18 protein-coding genes are annotated in these 16014 nt (G+C 64.3%); 11 read left to right on the top strand and 7 right to left on the bottom strand.

What is annotated here, in order from left to right:
* Positions 1-76: 76 nt before the first annotated feature.
* From C2U30_RS00545 to serA, 3 genes are all read left to right on the top strand, one after another.
* The gene (locus C2U30_RS00545; protein WP_039040382.1) at positions 77-673 is read left to right on the top strand and encodes a 5-formyltetrahydrofolate cyclo-ligase; all 597 of its coding nucleotides are present in this window, start codon (positions 77-79) and stop codon (positions 671-673) included.
* A 143-nt stretch (positions 674-816) separates the two neighbouring features.
* Positions 817-1470 carry a ribose-5-phosphate isomerase RpiA gene (gene rpiA, locus C2U30_RS00540; RefSeq protein WP_039040383.1) on the top strand — a complete coding sequence of 218 codons (654 nt, stop codon included), beginning with the start codon at positions 817-819 and terminating at the stop codon, positions 1468-1470.
* 265 nt (positions 1471-1735) lie between these two features.
* Positions 1736-2968: a phosphoglycerate dehydrogenase gene (serA, locus tag C2U30_RS00535; protein WP_039040384.1), complete on the top strand. Its 1233-nt coding sequence runs from the start codon at positions 1736-1738 to the stop codon at positions 2966-2968.
* 78 nt (positions 2969-3046) lie between these two features.
* On the opposite strand, the gene C2U30_RS00530 is transcribed toward serA, so the two are convergent.
* Complete coding sequence (locus C2U30_RS00530; RefSeq protein WP_039040385.1) at positions 3047-3427, bottom strand: diacylglycerol kinase; 381 nt, start codon at positions 3425-3427, stop codon at positions 3047-3049.
* A 141-nt stretch (positions 3428-3568) separates the two neighbouring features.
* On the opposite strand from C2U30_RS00530, the gene C2U30_RS00525 reads away from it, so the two are divergent.
* Positions 3569-4636, top strand: a complete 1068-nt coding sequence (locus C2U30_RS00525) for a 3-deoxy-7-phosphoheptulonate synthase (RefSeq protein ID WP_103242928.1) — start codon at positions 3569-3571, stop codon at positions 4634-4636.
* Positions 4637-4877: 241 nt separating this feature from the next.
* On the opposite strand, the gene C2U30_RS00515 is transcribed toward C2U30_RS00525, so the two are convergent.
* The 3 genes from C2U30_RS00515 to C2U30_RS00505 form a co-directional block, all read right to left on the bottom strand.
* The gene (locus C2U30_RS00515) at positions 4878-5651 is read right to left on the bottom strand and encodes an ATP-binding cassette domain-containing protein (RefSeq protein WP_042014689.1); all 774 of its coding nucleotides are present in this window, start codon (positions 5649-5651) and stop codon (positions 4878-4880) included.
* The gene (gene btuC, locus C2U30_RS00510; RefSeq protein ID WP_039041213.1) at positions 5638-6645 is read right to left on the bottom strand and encodes a vitamin B12 ABC transporter permease BtuC; all 1008 of its coding nucleotides are present in this window, start codon (positions 6643-6645) and stop codon (positions 5638-5640) included. Before btuC ends, C2U30_RS00515 begins: the two co-directional genes overlap by 14 nt.
* 75 nt (positions 6646-6720) lie before the next feature.
* The gene (locus tag C2U30_RS00505; RefSeq protein ID WP_103242927.1) at positions 6721-7452 is read right to left on the bottom strand and encodes a substrate-binding periplasmic protein; all 732 of its coding nucleotides are present in this window, start codon (positions 7450-7452) and stop codon (positions 6721-6723) included.
* Positions 7453-7564: 112 nt separating this feature from the next.
* On the opposite strand from C2U30_RS00505, the gene C2U30_RS00500 reads away from it, so the two are divergent.
* A complete protein-coding gene (locus C2U30_RS00500) occupies positions 7565-7921 on the top strand; it encodes a DMT family protein (protein WP_010675200.1) in 357 nt (118 codons plus the stop codon).
* Positions 7922-7977: 56 nt separating this feature from the next.
* Positions 7978-9114 carry a type IVa pilus ATPase TapW gene (gene tapW / locus C2U30_RS00495; RefSeq protein ID WP_029314740.1) on the top strand — a complete coding sequence of 379 codons (1137 nt, stop codon included), beginning with the start codon at positions 7978-7980 and terminating at the stop codon, positions 9112-9114.
* Between the two features lie 61 nt (positions 9115-9175).
* Here the strand turns inward: tapW and C2U30_RS00490 are convergent, their stop codons facing one another.
* From C2U30_RS00490 to C2U30_RS00480, 3 genes are read right to left on the bottom strand one after another with little or no spacing between them, the layout of a single operon-like run.
* The gene (locus C2U30_RS00490) at positions 9176-9418 is read right to left on the bottom strand and encodes a FeoC-like transcriptional regulator (RefSeq protein WP_010675202.1); all 243 of its coding nucleotides are present in this window, start codon (positions 9416-9418) and stop codon (positions 9176-9178) included.
* A 46-nt stretch (positions 9419-9464) separates the two neighbouring features.
* Positions 9465-11735 (bottom strand): Fe(2+) transporter permease subunit FeoB, encoded by a 2271-nt coding sequence (gene feoB, locus C2U30_RS00485; protein WP_103242926.1) that lies wholly within the window; start codon positions 11733-11735, stop codon positions 9465-9467.
* Positions 11732-11959, bottom strand: coding sequence for a FeoA family protein (locus C2U30_RS00480; RefSeq protein ID WP_010675204.1), 228 nt, complete (start codon positions 11957-11959; stop codon positions 11732-11734). Before C2U30_RS00480 ends, feoB begins: the two co-directional genes overlap by 4 nt.
* A gap of 119 nt (positions 11960-12078) precedes the next feature.
* Here C2U30_RS00480 and C2U30_RS00475 point away from each other — a divergent pair, with 119 nt between their 5' ends.
* From C2U30_RS00475 to C2U30_RS00455, 5 genes are all read left to right on the top strand, one after another.
* Positions 12079-12408, top strand: a complete 330-nt coding sequence (locus tag C2U30_RS00475; RefSeq protein WP_010675205.1) for a translation initiation factor — start codon at positions 12079-12081, stop codon at positions 12406-12408.
* 253 nt (positions 12409-12661) lie between these two features.
* Positions 12662-13219, top strand: coding sequence for a TMEM165/GDT1 family protein (locus tag C2U30_RS00470; RefSeq protein WP_010675206.1), 558 nt, complete (start codon positions 12662-12664; stop codon positions 13217-13219).
* Positions 13220-13436: 217 nt separating this feature from the next.
* Positions 13437-14375 carry a DUF2157 domain-containing protein gene (locus C2U30_RS00465; RefSeq protein ID WP_042014993.1) on the top strand — a complete coding sequence of 313 codons (939 nt, stop codon included), beginning with the start codon at positions 13437-13439 and terminating at the stop codon, positions 14373-14375.
* Positions 14368-15375: a DUF4401 domain-containing protein gene (locus C2U30_RS00460; RefSeq protein ID WP_103242925.1), complete on the top strand. Its 1008-nt coding sequence runs from the start codon at positions 14368-14370 to the stop codon at positions 15373-15375. The genes C2U30_RS00465 and C2U30_RS00460 overlap by 8 nt, the downstream gene beginning before the upstream one ends.
* Positions 15372-15866 (top strand): GDYXXLXY domain-containing protein, encoded by a 495-nt coding sequence (locus C2U30_RS00455; RefSeq protein ID WP_103242924.1) that lies wholly within the window; start codon positions 15372-15374, stop codon positions 15864-15866. Before C2U30_RS00460 ends, C2U30_RS00455 begins: the two co-directional genes overlap by 4 nt.
* Positions 15867-16014 lie beyond the last annotated feature (148 nt).

The following is a 16014-nucleotide window of genomic DNA, read 5'->3' as shown; positions in this document are numbered from 1 at the left end:
CGGCCCCGCCATCGGCTTTTCATCCCGTCGGCCCCTTGCTAAGGTAGCGCCAGCCCACCTTTGCCCAGGAGTCCCCATGCCGGATACCCAACCCGAACGACAGAACCTGCGCCAGCTCATTCGCCAGCGCAGAAAAAGCCTGAGCCAGGCCGAGCAGCAGGCCGCGGCCCAGCAGCTGGTCGAGCGCTTCCAGGAACACCCCGGCATCCTCGCGGCCAGGCGCATCGCCCTCTATCTGGCCAACGACGGGGAGCTCGATCCCCTGCCCGCCATCCACTGGCTGTGGGCCCGGCAAAAGGAGGTCTACCTGCCGGTGCTGCACCCCTTCACCCCGGGTCACCTGCTCTTCTTGCGCTACACCGCCACCACCCCCATGACCCGCAACCGCTACGGCATCGCCGAGCCCGAGCTCGACGTGCAGCAGGTGCTGCCCCACAGCATGCTGGACATCATCTGCACCCCGCTGGTGGCCTTCGATGAGGCTGGCAACCGCCTCGGCATGGGGGGCGGCTACTACGATCGCACCCTCGCCTGCTGGCACGAGCACCAGCTCGGCCCAAGACCCCTGGGGCTCGCCCACGATTGCCAGCAGGTGGATGCCGTCCCCCGGGAGCAGTGGGACGTGCCGCTCCCCCAGATCATCACCCCCAGCCGCAGCTGGCACTTTGCCTGATCAGGCGGGGGCGCCCCCTTCGGTTCAATAAACAGGCAAACGATTTACATCTTGGGGATTTTTGCGCCGGAACGTGAGCACCATGGTCGCTCTGGGGGGGATGCTTGGATATAATGCGCCCGCTTTTTCCATAAGGATCCATCATGACTCAAGATGAAATGAAGAAGGCGGCCGGTTGGGCTGCGCTCAAATACGTGGTACCCGGCACCATCGTCGGGGTGGGCACCGGCTCTACCGTCAATCACTTCATCGACGCACTGGCGACCATGAAAGACCAGATCAAGGGCGCGGTGTCGAGCTCCATCGCCTCCACCGAACGCCTCAAGGGTCTCGGCATCCCGGTGTTTGACCTCAACGACATCGATGCCCTCTCCGTCTACGTGGATGGTGCCGACGAGATCAACGCCAGCCGCGACATGATCAAGGGGGGCGGTGCCGCCCTGACCCGCGAGAAGATCGTCGCCGCCGTGGCCGACCAGTTCATCTGCATCATCGACAACACCAAGACCGTCGACGTGCTGGGCACCTTCCCCCTGCCGGTGGAAGTGATCCCCATGGCCCGCGAATACGTGGCCCGCGAGATCCGCGCCCTTGGCGGCAACCCGGTGTGGCGTGAAGGGGTGGTGACCGACAACGGCAACATCATCCTGGACGTCAAGGGCATGGCCATCACCGATGCCAAGGCTCTGGAAACCCGCCTCAACAGCATCGTGGGCGTGGTCACCAACGGCCTGTTCGCCCACCGTGGCGCCGACGTTGTGCTGATCGGCACCCCCGAGGGTGTGATCACCAACTAAGGCCAGCTCCCCGGACCTCTCCCTCCGGGCAAGCCCCCGCCCGGGTCAGTCAATCTGACTGCCCCAAATGGACAACGGCGCCTCATGGCGCCGTTTCTGGTTATCCCTCAATGGGTTGTAGCAGCACATCTGCAACAATCGTTGATAACTTCAAAGAATTTGACTTTCGTCACAAATATTCCCTCTCCCAAACGTTTTTGCTACTTTACGGTTTTCTTCACACTGCAAGCCTGAACGCATTTTTCAAAACAATAGAGGGAACGTCATGACAGCCAAGTTTTCGCTGGACAAGGATAAGATCAAGGTACTGCTGCTGGAGGGAGTCCATCCCAATACGGTGGAGACCTTTCGGGCAGCCGGCTACACCAATGTGGAATATCTGAAGACGTCCCTGTCGGAAGAGGAGTTGATCGAGCGCATTCGTGACGTGCATTTCGTGGGCCTGCGTTCACGCACCCAGATCACCGAGAAGGTGCTGGATGCCGCCACCAAGCTGGTGGCCATCGGCTGCTTCTGCATCGGCACCAACCAGGTCTCCCTCGACGCCGCCCACGTGCGCGGCATCCCCGTCTTCAACGCCCCCTTCTCCAACACCCGCTCCGTGGCCGAACTGGTACTGGGGGAGATCCTGCTGCTGCTGCGCGGCATTCCCGAGAAGAACGCCAAGTGCCATCGCGGCGTCTGGGAGAAGCTGGCCAATCGCAGCGTCGAAGCCCGCGGCAAGAAGCTCGGCATCATCGGCTACGGCCACATCGGCACCCAGCTTGGCATCATCGCCGAGATGATCGGCATGAAGGTCTACTACTACGACATCGAGAACAAGCTCTCCCTTGGCAACGCCATCCAGGTGCCGAACCTGGTGGAGCTGCTCAACATGTCTGACGTCATCAGCCTGCACGTACCGGAAACCGCCTCCACCAAGGATCTCATCGGTGCAGAGCAACTGCGCATGATGAAACCGGGCGCCATCTTCATCAACGCCTCCCGCGGCACCGTGGTGGACATCGACGCCCTGGCCGACGTCATCAAGAGCGGCCACCTCTCCGGCGCCGCCATCGACGTCTTCCCGGTGGAGCCCAAATCCAACGACGAGGAGTTCCTCACCCCCCTGCGCGGCCTGGACAACGTGATCCTGACCCCCCACATCGGCGGCTCCACTCAGGAAGCCCAGGAGAACATCGGTCTGGAAGTGGCCAACAAGCTGGTCAAATACTCCGACAACGGCTCCACCCTCTCCGCGGTCAACTTCCCGGAAGTCTCCCTGCCCGGCCACAAGGGCTCCAGCCGCCTGCTGCACATTCACCGCAACCAGCCCGGCGTGATGAACCAGATCAACCAGATCTTCGCCGACGAGGGGATCAACATCGCCGGTCAGTACCTGCAGACCAGCAGCGAGATCGGTTACGTGGTCATCGACGTCGAAACCGAGCACAGCGAGAAGGCCCTGGCCCGTCTCAAAGAGATCAATGGCACCATCCGTGCCCGGATCTTGCACTGATAAGCCCTTATCTGCGCAGTAAAAAGCCCGTCGTGATGACGGGCTTTTTTATGTCAGGAGAAAGGTTGCTCTCGCAGCTTACCACCAGCCCAGCAGGTTGCGGCCCACCAGGGCGCCCCACACCAAGGCATTGAGGGCCAGAGCGATGAAGACGGCGGCGGAGCCCAGATCCTTGGCGCGGCCCGAGAGTTCGTGATGCTCGGAGCCGATGCGATCCACCACCGCCTCCACGGCGGAGTTGAGCACCTCGACGATCACCACCAGCCAGCTGATGCAGACGAGCAGCAGGATCTCGTTGAGGGAGTCACCGATCCAGAATGCCAGCGGCATCAGCAGCAGGATGAGCAGCAGCTCCTGACGGAAGGCGGCCTCGTTGATCCAGGCCGATTTGAGACCTTTCATGCTGTAACCGGTTGCGTTGATGATGCGGGTGATCCCGGTCGCGCCTGGCTTTGCCACGATAACTACCTCATTTGAAATGGCTTTTGGGTTCACATCCTATCAGAGCCGCCCAAGGTTTCCATCGGGTGACTTTTGCTTTATTTTATTCCCTTGCATTTTGGCATCCCGCCCACCTTATCCACTCGAGAATTGAGTCGTATGTCCATTCACACCGATGAATTGCGCACCCGTCGCCTGGAGGCCCTGATCACCCCAAGCGAGCTGGCGCACGCCTTCCCGTTAACCGACACCATCGCCCAGAACCTGCTGGATGCCCGCCGCCAAGTGGAAGCCATTCTGTCCGGTGAGGATCAGCGCCTGCTGGTCATCGTCGGCCCCTGCTCCATCCACGATCCCGCCGCCGCCCACGAATACGCTCTGCGTCTGAACACCCTGCGTGAAGAGTACAAAGAGAGCCTGTGCATCGTGATGCGCACCTACTTCGAGAAGCCGCGCACCATCGTCGGCTGGAAGGGGCTCATCAATGATCCGCGCCTGGACGGCAGTTTCGACGTCAATGAAGGGCTGAAACTGGCCCGCAAGCTGCTGGTGGACATCAACGAGACCGGCATGCCCACCGCCACCGAGTTCCTCGACATGGTGACCGGCCAGTACATCAGCGATCTCATCACCTGGGGCGCCATCGGGGCGCGCACCACCGAGTCCCAGGTTCACCGGGAGATGGCCTCCGCCCTCTCCTGCCCGGTGGGGTTCAAGAACGGCACCGACGGCAACACCCACATCGCCATCGATGCGGTGCGCGCCGCCCGTCACAGCCACATCTTCTACTCCCCGGACAAGGACGGCAAGATGACCATCTACCGCACCGCCGGCAACCCCTACGGCCACGTGATCCTGCGCGGCGGCCACAGGCCCAACTACGACACCGCCAGCATCGACGAGGCGTGCGAGGCTCTGGCCCAGGTGGGCCTGCCGGAGCGCCTGGTGGTGGACTTCAGCCACGGCAACAGCATGAAGGATCATCGCCGCCAACTGCTGGTGGCCCAGGATATCTGCGATCAGCTGCGCCGCGGCCGCACCGGCATCGCCGGCATCATGGCCGAGAGCTTCCTGGTGGAAGGGCGTCAGGACGTGGAGAACGGCTGTGCCGCCACCTTCGGCCAGAGCATCACCGATGCCTGTCTGTCGTGGAGTGACACCGAAACCCTGCTGGCCATGCTGGCAGAAGCCGCCCAGGTGCGGCTGGAGAAAACCCGCCAGGGTTAACGGCTGCGCCATCATCCTTCGGCCAGAGCATCACGGATGCCTGCCTGTCATGGGAAGACACCGAGACCCTGCTCGCCATGCTGGCCGAAGCGGCCAAGGTACGTCTGGACAAGCTGGGCTGAACAGCGAATATAAAGCAAAGGGGCCAGTATTCCTGATACTGGCCCCTTATTCTTGCAGGCGGCCGATTACGCTTCGCTAATCGACCCTACAAACGCTATCTCTCCTCTGCGCCCCGTTCTCAAAGACTCGGCATAAACCAGGTGCGGCCGGCCGCCTCGATACGATCGGTACGGATCTGGAACACCCGCTCCAGCAGCGCCTCGTCGATGATCCCGACGTCCCCTTCCCCCACCACGCGGCCCTGTTGCAGGCAGAGCACGCGATCCGCCCAGTCGATGGCCAGATTGATGTCGTGGATGGCCACCACCACCAGCAGTCCCTGCGCGGCCAGTTGCTTGAGCAGCCGCAGCAGCGCCATCTGGTGATGCAGATCCAGCCCCGCCAGGGGTTCGTCCAGCAACAGCACCCGCCCGGTCGGATTGAGGCTTGGCCACAGTTGTAGCAGGGTGCGGGCGATCAGCACCCGCTGCTGCTCCCCCCCGGACAATCGGCTGAAGTCCCGTGCCAGCAGAGGCGCCAGTTCCAGGGCGTCGCACACATCCGCTACCGCCTGCGCCTGGGCATCGGGGCCCCCCTCCTCCAGCCCCAGGCTCAGCACCTGGAACACCGGGATGTGGAACAGCTGGGGCTGGCGCTGGGGCAGCATGGCGCGCCGCGTTGCAAGCTCGGGCCAGCTCAGGGTCGTGATGACCTCTCCTCCCAGCAAGACGGCGCCATCGGCGGGCAGCAGGCCCGCCAGGGCCCCGAGCAGGGAGGACTTGCCGCTGCCGTTGGGGCCGAGCAGGGCCACCAGCTGACCGCCGGACCAGGCGAGATCCAGGGGGGCGAGGCGATGGGGGATGGCCAGGGCGCGGGCCTCCAGCCGCCAGGGGGCGGGATCAGCGGGACACATCGGCATCTTGCCTCAGCAGCAGATAGATAAAGAGCGGGGCGCCCACCGAGGCGGTGATGACCCCGATGGGCAGTTCACCGGCGTGCAGCGCCGAGCGGGCCACCAGATCGGCCCCGAGCAGCAGGGCGCCACCCCCCAGCGCCGAGGCGGGCAGCAGGAAGCGCTGATCGCTGCCACCGCACAGGCGCAGCAGGTGAGGCACTACCAGGCCGACGAAACCGATGACGCCGCACAGGGAGACCGCCACCCCGGTGAGCAGGCAGACCGCCAGCACCAGGCGTACCCGCATGCTGTCCACGTTCAACCCCATGAGGCGGGCCTGGGTCTCCCCCAGCAGCAGTTGTTGCAGTGCCCGCCCCTGCCAGCAGAGCCAGCCGAGGGTGAGGGGCAGCACCAGCCACCACCAGGCGAGCTGCTGGCTGCCGTAGGCGAGGCTGCCCATCATCCAGAACATGAATTCCCGCAAGGCGCCGTCGTCGGCGAAATACATCAGCCAGGTCATGGCCGCATTGGTGAGGATGCCGATGGCGACCCCGAACAGCAGCAGCCGCCCATGGCCGAGCCGTGCCCGGCGTGCGAGACGGATGAGCAGCATGGTCACCACCAGGGCGCCGCCAAAGGCCGCCAGCGACAGCCCCCAGCCCGGCAGATAGAGCCCGAGCCCCTTGGCCACCGCCATCGCCACCATGGCGGCCAGTCCAGCGCCGCTCGAGACGCCGAGCAGGCCGGGTTCCGCCACCGGGTTGTGCAGCATCACCTGGAGCACGGCACCACCGCAGGCAAGGGAGGCCCCCGCCAGCAGGGCCAGCAGGGCGCGCGGCAGGCGCAGCTCCAGCAGGATGCGCAGCTCCAGATCCCCCAGCGGCTGCCAGGGCAGCAGCACGAACTCCCCGAGGGCGAGGGAGAGCAGGAACAGGGCCAGAGTCAGCAGCGACAGCAGGAGCAGCCAGCGGCGCTGCCAGCGCTGCTGGCGACGGATGAGAGCGAGATACACGGGATCCCCAAGAAGCGAGGCCCGCCGGGGGGCAGGCAGGAAAGCTGCATGATAACAGCGCGTTACCACCCAAGGTCAAGGCTGGTAGGGCTTGGCCAGCGCCGCTATCTCGCCGCTCTCCACCATGGCTTGCAACGCCTGCGCCAGCTTGGGGCCCAGCTCGTGGTGGGGTGAGTGCTTGCTCATCCCGAGGTAGAGCACCACCGGGTTGGGGGGCTGGAAGGGCGCCTTGACGAGGCCGGCGTCGTTGTGCTGGCTCAGGGCGTAATCCACCTGGCAGTCGGTCCCTATCATCAGGGGCAGGTGGCCCCGCTCCACCATGCGCTGCAACTGGTCTTCGGTAGGAACCCCGTGCTTGTCTAGCTGGGTGTCGCCATCGAAGGGGGGGAAGTAGGCGGAGTTGAGCACATAGCCTATCTCGCGGCCTCGCAGATCCTCGTAGCGCCTGAGACCTGCCACGGCGGCGGGCTTGCCATAGAAGGCAGGCCGGCACTGGTAATAGGACGGCTGCAGGTAGTCGATGAAGGCGGCCCGCTCCTCGGTGTGAGCCAGCCCTATCATCAGATCCACCTGACCGGTCTGCATCTGTTTGAGTGCCCGTCCCCAGGGCACCCGTTTGAGGGTGAGCACAATGCCGCTGCGTGCCTGCAACTGGCGCAGAATGTCGATATCCAGCCCCTGGAAGTCGTCGTTCTCTGCCAGCATGCGAAACGGCGGCCAGACATCGGTGGCCACCGTCAGGGTCGGCGCACCTTGCGCCCAGCAGGCAAACAACAGACAAAGCGCACCCCAGCTTGTCTTGCCCATCCAGCTTTCGCCTTCTTTTGTTACATCCTTGTGAGCTAAAAATACCCTCAAGCACCACTTATGAAAACCCATGGAGTCGAGATAAAATGCATTGATTTAAAAGGAGAACCTAATGAACCCCATCATGACCAGTATCGGCCTGCTCATCTGCAGCAACGTCTTCATGACGTTTGCCTGGTACGCCCATCTCAAGAGCATGAATCACAAACCCTGGATCATCGCCGCCCTGGTGAGCTGGGGGATAGCCCTGTTCGAATACCTGTTGCAGGTGCCCGCCAACCGCATCGGCCACACCGTGCTCTCCGTCGGCCAGCTCAAGATCCTGCAGGAGGTGATCACCCTCACCGTGTTCGTTCCCTTCTCCATCTTCTATCTGAAAGAAGATCTGAAGTGGGACTACCTCTGGGCGGGTCTGTGCATCCTGGGCGCGGTCTTTTTTGTGTTCCGCGAAAAACTGACCGGCGCCTGAGGCTGTACACTCAAGCCATTCATCATCCCCCAGCCCTTTGAGCGACGAGGCCCCTCATGGAATTGAGAGACATGCTGCAGATCCTGGCCAAACAGGATGGTTCCGATCTCTATCTCTCCACCGGCGCCCCCCCCTGCGCCAAGTTCAACGGCGCCCTGCGCCCCCTCACCCAAGAGCCCCTGGGGCCGGGCGAGGTGGCCCGCATCGCCTACGACATCATGGATCTCGAGCAGAAACAGCAGTTCGAGAAAGAGCTGGAGATGAACCTCGCCATCTCCCTGCCCCAGATAGGCCGTTTTCGGGTCAACATCTTCAAGCAGCGCAATGAAGTCTCCCTGGTGGCGCGCAACATCAAGACCGAGATCCCCCGCTTCGAGGATCTCAAACTCCCTCCGGTGCTCCTCGACACCATCATGGAGAAGCGGGGTCTGGTGCTCTTCGTCGGCGGCACGGGGTCCGGCAAGTCCACGTCGCTCGCGGCCCTCATCGATCATCGCAACCGCAACAGCGGCGGCCACATCATCACCATCGAGGATCCGGTGGAGTTCGTCCATCGCCACCAGAAGAGCATCATCAACCAGCGGGAGGTGGGGGTGGATACCCGCAGCTTCCACGCGGCCCTGAAGAACACCCTGCGCCAGGCACCGGACGTCATCCTCATCGGCGAAATCCGCGATCGGGAGACCATGGAGCATGCCCTCGCCTTCTCGGAAACCGGGCATCTGGCCATCTCCACCCTGCACGCCAACAACGCCAACCAGGCGTTGGATCGCATCATCAACTTCTTCCCCGAAGAGCGCAGACCCCAACTGCTCAACGACCTTGGCAACAACCTCAAGGCCTTTGTCTCCCAGCGGCTGGTGAAGACCACGGACGGCGGGCGCCGGGCGGCGGTGGAGGTGATGCTCGGAACCCACACGGTGCGCGATCTCATCAAGCGCGGCGAGTTTGGCGGCCTCAAGGAGATCATGGAAAAATCCAGGGCCCTTGGCATGGTGACCTTCGACAGCACTCTGTTCGATCTGGTGGTCGAGGGGGTGATCGACGAGGAGGAGGCGGTGAAGAACGCGGACTCCCAGAACAACCTGCGCCTCAAGATCAAACTCTGGCGGGAGAAGGGCCAGATTGGCAACAGCGCGGCGGCGAGCGGCTGGAGCCTGGAGCCCACCAAGGACGAGGGCGACCTCTTCTGAGACGGGCCCGGCGGCCACGAAAAAGGGAACCCTCGGATTCCCTTTTGCATATGGGCAGGCATCACCCCTTCTGGATCAGCCCTATCTGGCCGGGCTCGCACCACTCGAACGTCACCTCTTCGTGCTTGCCGCAGCAGGAGCCGCCACACAGGCGGCTCTCCCGCTTGGCGACGCGCCCCTTGCGCATCCAGACCCCGAGCATGGCCTCTACCGCATCCTCGGAGGTGTGAAAGTGGCGGGCCAGCGCCCGCCGGCTCACCTTCTTGTGAAGGGCCAGATAGTCCCCCAGTTCACGCAGGATCACAGAATACCCTCCCTCTCGGCGCACTCGCCCCTGACCATGAGCCCCTTCACAGGGTCACCACCTTGCGGGCGACGATGTCGCCGTGACGACGCCCCAGCCACCAGAGCAGCACCAGGGAGAACAGATAGCTCAGGCTCCAGACCAGGCTCTGCGCCGGGTGGGCGGCGAAGGTCGCCAGTTGATAGAAGAGAGTGGCGCACAGGAAGGCGACGTAGTTGCACCAGGCGGCGGTGAACAGGGCCCACTGGCGACCGGTCTCTCGCACCAGAGCCCCCATGGCGGCGGCGCAGGGCATGTAGAGCAGCACGAACAGCAGGTAGGCAAAGGCTCCGGCCACGCCGTCGAAGTGGGTCTGCATGTTGCCGTAGGTGGAGGTGTCCACCTCCTGGGCCTCGGCTGCCGCCTGCTTGTCCTCCAGATCCCCCACCTTGAGCCCCATGGGATCGGCGGGGTCGATGTCCGCCAGGTTGGCGGGAATGGTGGCCAGCGCCGCTTTCAGGCTGCCCAGCAGGGAGTATTCACTCTCCTCCTCATCACCGGCGCCGCCGGCGTAGAGGCTGTTGAGGGTAGCGACCACCGCCTCCTTGGCAAAGATGCCGGTGAGGATGCCCACCGTGGCCTGCCAGTTGTCGTCCCGCACGCCTATGGGATGCAGCACCGGGGTCACGGACTGGCTCAGCTTGCTCAGCACCGAGTTCTCCTGATCTTGGTTGCCGAAGCTGCCGTCGGTGCCCAGCGAATTGAGCACGCTCAGCACCGCCACCATCAGGACAATGGTCTTGCCCGCGCCGAAGATGAAGCCCTTGAGTTTCTGCCAGGTGCGCAGCCCCACGTCCACCGGACGGGGCCACTCGTAATCGGGCATCTCCATCACCATGGAGTCGCTCTTGCCCGGCAGCAGAGTGCTGCGCAGGAAGAGGCCGGTGAGCACCGCCACCAGGATGCCGAACAGATAGAGGCCAAACACCAGGTTCTGCCCCGACTCGGGGAAGAAGGCCACCGCGAACAGGGCGTAGACCGGCAGACGGGCACCGCAGGACATGAAGGGCGCCATGGCCGAGGTCATCAGCCGCTCGCGCTCCGACCCCAGGGTGCGAGTCGCCATCACCGCGGGCACGGTGCAGCCAAAGCCCATCAGCATGGGGACGAAGGCCTTGCCGGGCAGGCCGAGGCGACGCATCAGGGCGTCCACCACGAAGGCGGCGCGGGCCAGATAGCCGGAGCTCTCCAGCACCGCGAGGAAGAGAAAGAGACAGCCCACCACGGGGATGAAGGTCGCCACCGTCTGCAAACCGGCACCCACGCCGTCCGCGAGCACGGCTCCCAGCCAGTCGGGGGCATTCATCAGCCCCAGCAGGTGGTGCACCCCGTCCACGAACAGGGCCCCTCCGAGGATGTCGAAGAAATCGATGAAGGCGCTACCCACCTTGATGGCGAACATGAACATCAGGTACATCACCAGCAGGAAGAAGGGGATGCCCACCCAGCGGTTGAGCAGCACCCTGTCCAGCCGTTCGCTCTGGGCGACCGTGAGCTTGTCCTGATGGCGGCACGCCTGCTGGCACCAGTGGTGGATATGGCCGTAGCGCAAATCAGCGAGTTGCAGGTCGATGTCCTGGGCGTGGTGGGCGCGACTCACCACGTTGTCGGCCGCCGCCTGCTGCCCCGCCGCCAGGGTCTCCTGCATGGCGATGTCTTCTTCCAGCAGGCGCAGGGCGCGGCCACGGCGATGCAGATGATGGGGGGCGAGCAGGGTCTCCAGCTCGGCGATGTCCCCCTCGAGGGGCTGACCGTAGTCGAGCACGAGGGCGGGCTGGGACTGGCCGATAAACTGGTGGATCCCCTCTTTGAAGGCCGCCACCTGCTGGCGATTGTGGGCCGAGAGCGACACCACGGGGCACCCCAGCGCCTTGGCGAGCAAGGCCTCGTCGATGGTGATGCGCCGCTTTTGCAGCAGATCCATCTTGTTGAGCACCACCACCATGGGCAGCCCCAGCTCCCGCAGTTGCAGGGTGAGGTAGAGGGAGCGCTCCAGGTTGGCGGCATCGATGACGTTGAGCAGCAGATCCGGTTGCTGGCGCTGGACGAAGCGACTGGCGATCTGCTCGTCCAGGCTCGCCTCCTGGTTGGCCAGGGCATAGATGCCGGGCAGGTCCACCAGAGTGTATTCCTGCCCGCGGGCAGCAAAGGCCCCCATCTTCTTGTCGACGGTGACCCCGCTCCAGTTCCCCACCTGCTGGCGGGAGCCGGTCAGGGCGTTGAACAGGGAGGTCTTGCCGCTATTGGGATTGCCCACTGTGACCAGGTTGTAGCTCATACCGGCTCCACCTCGATTTGCTGGGCCAGACTCCGCTGCATGGAGAGGCAGATGCCCTGGCACTGGATCTGGAGCGGGTCCCCCAGGGGGGCGGCCCGCAGATAGAGGATCTCGGTCTGGGGCAGCAGCCCCATCACCATCAGCTTGCGCCGCAAGGCGCGGCCAAGGTGGTTCATATGCGTGATGCGAGCGCTCTGTCCCGGCGACAGCTCTGTGAGTACCATGACGGGCTCCTGAAGTTAAACAAGAATAATTCGCTTTTAATGGGGGGATTATAAGCTGTGCCCTCAACATTTATTTGCGTAAAATCAAACTCCGCTTAGCTAACCGACAAAGTATTGCCATGAGTCACGACAACAACAGCCGCCTGGTCTACAGCACGGACGGCGGCATGATCAAGGAATCCGCCCCCGCCCAGCACGCCTCCCCCTTCCCCGCCGACGGGGTCGTGCGCATCCGCCGCGAGACCAAGGGACGCAAGGGCGCCGGGGTCATCAGCATCCACGGCGTTCCCGTCGACCAGCAGAAGGCCCTCGCCACCCTGCTCAAGAAGAAGTGCGGTACCGGCGGCGGTCTCAAGGAGGGGATCATCGAGATCCAGGGGGACAAACGGGACCTTATCAAGGCCGAACTGGAGAAGGCCGGCTTTCAGGTCAAGCTGGTGGGGGGATAATTCCCCATCCCGCGCCTTGCCTCACCGGGGGTTTTTCCCTAGAATGCCCGCTCCCATCGAGGGGGAGTAGTCTCGCCACGGACCCGTTTCGTGCGCGCTCCTGATCAACATACTTGGTGCCAACTCACCATGGTCAGGGTGATCCGGGCAATGCCGGATTTGACAAGACCTTTGACGGGCCAGTGCCAAAACCGGGGACGGATGGCGCAGGCTTGTCTTTGGTTTATAACAATTCCGTCCCCCGGTCATTATTATGGAAGCCTTGTTAACCTCCACCATCAGCGTTGCCATCGCCGAGATCGGCGACAAGACACAGCTGCTGGCCCTGTTGCTCATCTGTCGTTTTCGCAAACCCTGGCCCATCATCGCCGGCATGCTGGCTGCCACCCTGCTCAACCACGCGGGTGCCGCCTGGATAGGGGAATTCATCAGTCGCTGGATGGATCCCAAGGTGATGACCTGGCTTGTCGCTGGCGCCTTCATCGCCATGGCCGCCTGGATCCTGGTGCCGGACAAGATGGACGATGAAGAGAGTTCCCTGGACAAGTACGGCCCCTTCATGGCCACCTTCGTGCTCTTCTTCATCGCCGAGATCGGTGACAAGACCCAGATAGCCACCGTGCTGCTGGCAGCCAAGTACGACTCCCTGATCCAGGTGATCACCGGCACCACCCTCGGCATGATGCTGGCCAACGTGCCCGTGGTGCTGCTCGGCAAGCTCGGGGCCGACAAGCTCCCCCTCAAGGGGATCCGCATTGCCTGCGCCATCCTCTTTGCGGGGCTTGGCATCTCCACCCTGATCTTCGCCTGACCTCCATAGAAGCCGGCGGGGGATCAGCGTGAGCACTGATCGCCACCGCCGCCCCGGACGTCCTTCAGGCCCCCTCCTCACGGCGGGGGCCTTTTTAGTGCAAAGACATGGCCCCGTGCCGCGACCTGTGTCGCAGCGCCGACGGCGCCCCTGCCCCGAGACGCGGCGCCGTGCCATAATGCCTTATCTTTCAGGCATCACGGCTTCAGGAGCCCCCATGCACCTCACCTCAAGACAGACCCTGCTCGACTGGGTCAGGCGCGGCCGCCTGCCACGGGCCTCGCTGCCTGCCGCCCTGGCCCTGTGCGATCTGCCCCCCGGCCCTGCCCGCTGGCAGTGGCTGTTCGACAGGCTGCTGCTCTGGCTCGGCTGCCTCTGCCTTGGCGCCGGCCTCGTCTTCTTCGTCGCCTTCAACTGGCAGGCCCTGGGGCGCCTCTCACGTCTCGCCCTGCTGGAGCTGCCGTTGCTCGCCATGCTCCTGGTGCTCTGGCGCAAACCCATGAGTGACACCCCGCGCCAGGCCCTGCTGCTCGCCCTGGCCCTCAACCTCGGCGCCCTGCTCGCCCTGGTGGGCCAAACTTACCAGACCGGCGCCGACCCCTGGCAGCTCTTCGCCACCTGGGCCCTGATGCTGCTGCCGCTGGCGGCCCTTGGCAGAAGCCCGCTGCTCTGGACCCTGGCCTGGCTGCTCGGTCAGCTCGCCCTGGTGCTCTACTGGCGGCTCGGTCTTCTCGATCTCTTCTTCTCCTTCAACGAGGAGGCCCTCGGCTGGTGCCTGACCCTGCTCAACGCCGCCCTCTGGGGTCTGCTCATCCTGGTGCCCGCCCGCTACGCCCTGATGCCCTCCTGGCTCGCGGGGCTGGCCGCGGGGCTCGGCATCACCCTGCTCACCCTGCTGGCCCTGTTCGATGCCGCCTCTCCCTGGGTCTGGCCTGCCTGGCTCGCCTGGCTCGGCGCCGCCTACCTGCGCTGGCACCACAGGTTCATCGCCGGGCTCGCCATGGGGTGCCTGAGCCTCATCGCCGTGATCCTCGCGGCCCTTGGCAAGTGGATGGAGCCGGACATGAACGGCTTTTTGCTGCTGGCCCTCATCGCCATCGGCCTGTCGGTGATGGCCAGCCGCTGGCTGCAACAACAACGGAGGCAGCATGTCTGATCTCACCCCCTGGGAGCGCCTGCGTGCAGCCCAACTTGTGGAAGGGGATGCCCCCCGGGATGAACAGCCCCACTGGTCGGGCCGTTTTCTGCTCGGCATGGTGGGCTGGATAGCCGCCCTCTTCCTGCTCTTCTTCCTCTTCATGGCCTTCGAGCAGCTGACCCGCGACCCCAACAACGCCCTCACCATGGGGATGGTGCTGATGGCCGCCGCCCTCGGTCTCAACCGCATGGCGACCCGCAGCGATCTCTGGGATCAGTTCGTGCTGGCGCTGGCGCTGGCGGCAGATGCCTGGCTGCTCTACGGCCTGCTGGACAGGCTGGATCTGAACGTCGCGTGGCTCTGGTTCGGTCTGACCGCCTTCTCCCTCGGGGTGGCCGCCCTGTTCGAGCACTGGCTGATCAGGCTGTTCCACAGCTTCGCCGCCGCCATCCTGCTCACCCTCGCCCTCGCCTGCCTCGGCCTGCACCTGCTGGCCCTGCCGCTGGTGATGGGCGCCGTCGCCCTGTGCTGGCTGCAGGCGGAGCGCGATCCCGCCCGCCATCTGCTCTATGAATCCCTCACCCTGGGGCTGGCACTCTCCCTGCTGGTGCTGGGACGGCTGCACCACCCCCTGTGGGAGGGAGGCACCAGCGTGCTCAATGAGCTCGGCAGCTCCCGCCTGCCCCTCTGGCTCAATCCCCTGCTCTGCGCCGCCCTGCTGCTCGCGGTCATGGTTCGCCTCAGGCTGCCGCTGCGCTACGGGCTGCCGCTGGTGGTGATCAGCGCCATCATTCCCGGCATGGGGGCTGGCGCCCTGGTGCTGGTGCTCGGCTTCTACGCCGGCAGCCTGGCCCTGATGACCCTGGCAGGCCTCCTGCTGCTCGGCTTTGGCTCCCTCTATTACTACGATCTGGGGCTGACCCTGATGACCAAGTCCTGGCTGCTGCTCGCCTCGGGGGCCCTGCTGCTCGGTACCCGTCAGTGGCTCAAGCACCTTCACCACAGGAGCCCCTCATGAGACGCCTCGCCTTTTTGCTGACCGGTCTTGCCCTGCTCGCCGGCATCAACGCCACCGTCTGGCGCTTCGAGCACGCCATGAGCCAGGGGGAGGTGGTGCTGATCGAGCTGGCACCGGTCGACCCCCGCTCCCTGATGCAGGGGGACTACATGCGCCTGAACTACGCCCTCGCCCGCCAGCTGGCGGTGCGCCAGGCCGCCGCCAGCCCCCACACCCTGGTCGTTCGCCTGGATGAACATCAGGTGGTGCACTGGGTGGAAGGGGGCAAGCCCGAGGCCCCGGGCCCGGGGGAGCGCCTGCTCAAGGTGCGCCAGCGCGACGGCCAGTGGTTTATCGGGCCTGACGCCTTCTTCTTCGAAGAGGGCACGGGAGATCAGTATGAGTCGGCCCGCTACGGCGAGTTTCGTCTGCAAGAGGATGGCAGCACCCTGCTGGTAGGGCTGAGGGACGAAGCGTTCACCCTCCTGGGTCACACCCGCCCGGCCTGGTAAAAAGAGGGCGCCGACCCGGTTGTGAGTGGCGAGATGATGACGGCCCCGACGGATAACGTCTGCGCCGGGTGGCGAAACGCCGTGACTTGGCAACACTTGAAACTGGGCACTCGGCAGCAGGACGGTCAGGATGAACATAGACATTGCA

This window comes from Aeromonas sp. ASNIH5 (assembly GCF_002902865.1).
GTDB classification, from domain to species: domain Bacteria; phylum Pseudomonadota; class Gammaproteobacteria; order Enterobacterales; family Aeromonadaceae; genus Aeromonas; species Aeromonas caviae.
This window is presented reverse-complemented; position numbering and strand designations above follow the sequence as displayed.

Excerpts from the sequence above, each read along its gene's own strand:
- C2U30_RS00545 (WP_039040382.1), top strand. The coding sequence starts at position 77 with ATGCCGGATACCCAACCCGAACGACAGAACCTGCGCCAGCTCATTCGC.
- rpiA (WP_039040383.1), top strand. The coding sequence starts at position 817 with ATGACTCAAGATGAAATGAAGAAGGCGGCCGGTTGGGCTGCGCTCAAA.
- C2U30_RS00470 (WP_010675206.1), top strand. The coding sequence starts at position 12,662 with ATGGAAGCCTTGTTAACCTCCACCATCAGCGTTGCCATCGCCGAGATC.
- C2U30_RS00475 (WP_010675205.1), top strand. The coding sequence starts at position 12,079 with ATGAGTCACGACAACAACAGCCGCCTGGTCTACAGCACGGACGGCGGC.
- C2U30_RS00465 (WP_042014993.1), top strand. The coding sequence starts at position 13,437 with ATGCACCTCACCTCAAGACAGACCCTGCTCGACTGGGTCAGGCGCGGC.
- C2U30_RS00455 (WP_103242924.1), top strand. The coding sequence starts at position 15,372 with ATGAGACGCCTCGCCTTTTTGCTGACCGGTCTTGCCCTGCTCGCCGGC.
- C2U30_RS00500 (WP_010675200.1), top strand. The coding sequence starts at position 7,565 with ATGAACCCCATCATGACCAGTATCGGCCTGCTCATCTGCAGCAACGTC.
- C2U30_RS00525 (WP_103242928.1), top strand. The coding sequence starts at position 3,569 with ATGTCCATTCACACCGATGAATTGCGCACCCGTCGCCTGGAGGCCCTG.
- tapW (WP_029314740.1), top strand. The coding sequence starts at position 7,978 with ATGGAATTGAGAGACATGCTGCAGATCCTGGCCAAACAGGATGGTTCC.
- serA (WP_039040384.1), top strand. The coding sequence starts at position 1,736 with ATGACAGCCAAGTTTTCGCTGGACAAGGATAAGATCAAGGTACTGCTG.
- C2U30_RS00515 (WP_042014689.1), bottom strand. The coding sequence starts at position 5,651 with ATGTGTCCCGCTGATCCCGCCCCCTGGCGGCTGGAGGCCCGCGCCCTG.
- C2U30_RS00505 (WP_103242927.1), bottom strand. The coding sequence starts at position 7,452 with ATGGGCAAGACAAGCTGGGGTGCGCTTTGTCTGTTGTTTGCCTGCTGG.
- C2U30_RS00460 (WP_103242925.1), top strand. The coding sequence starts at position 14,368 with ATGTCTGATCTCACCCCCTGGGAGCGCCTGCGTGCAGCCCAACTTGTG.
- feoB (WP_103242926.1), bottom strand. The coding sequence starts at position 11,735 with ATGAGCTACAACCTGGTCACAGTGGGCAATCCCAATAGCGGCAAGACC.
- C2U30_RS00480 (WP_010675204.1), bottom strand. The coding sequence starts at position 11,959 with ATGGTACTCACAGAGCTGTCGCCGGGACAGAGCGCTCGCATCACGCAT.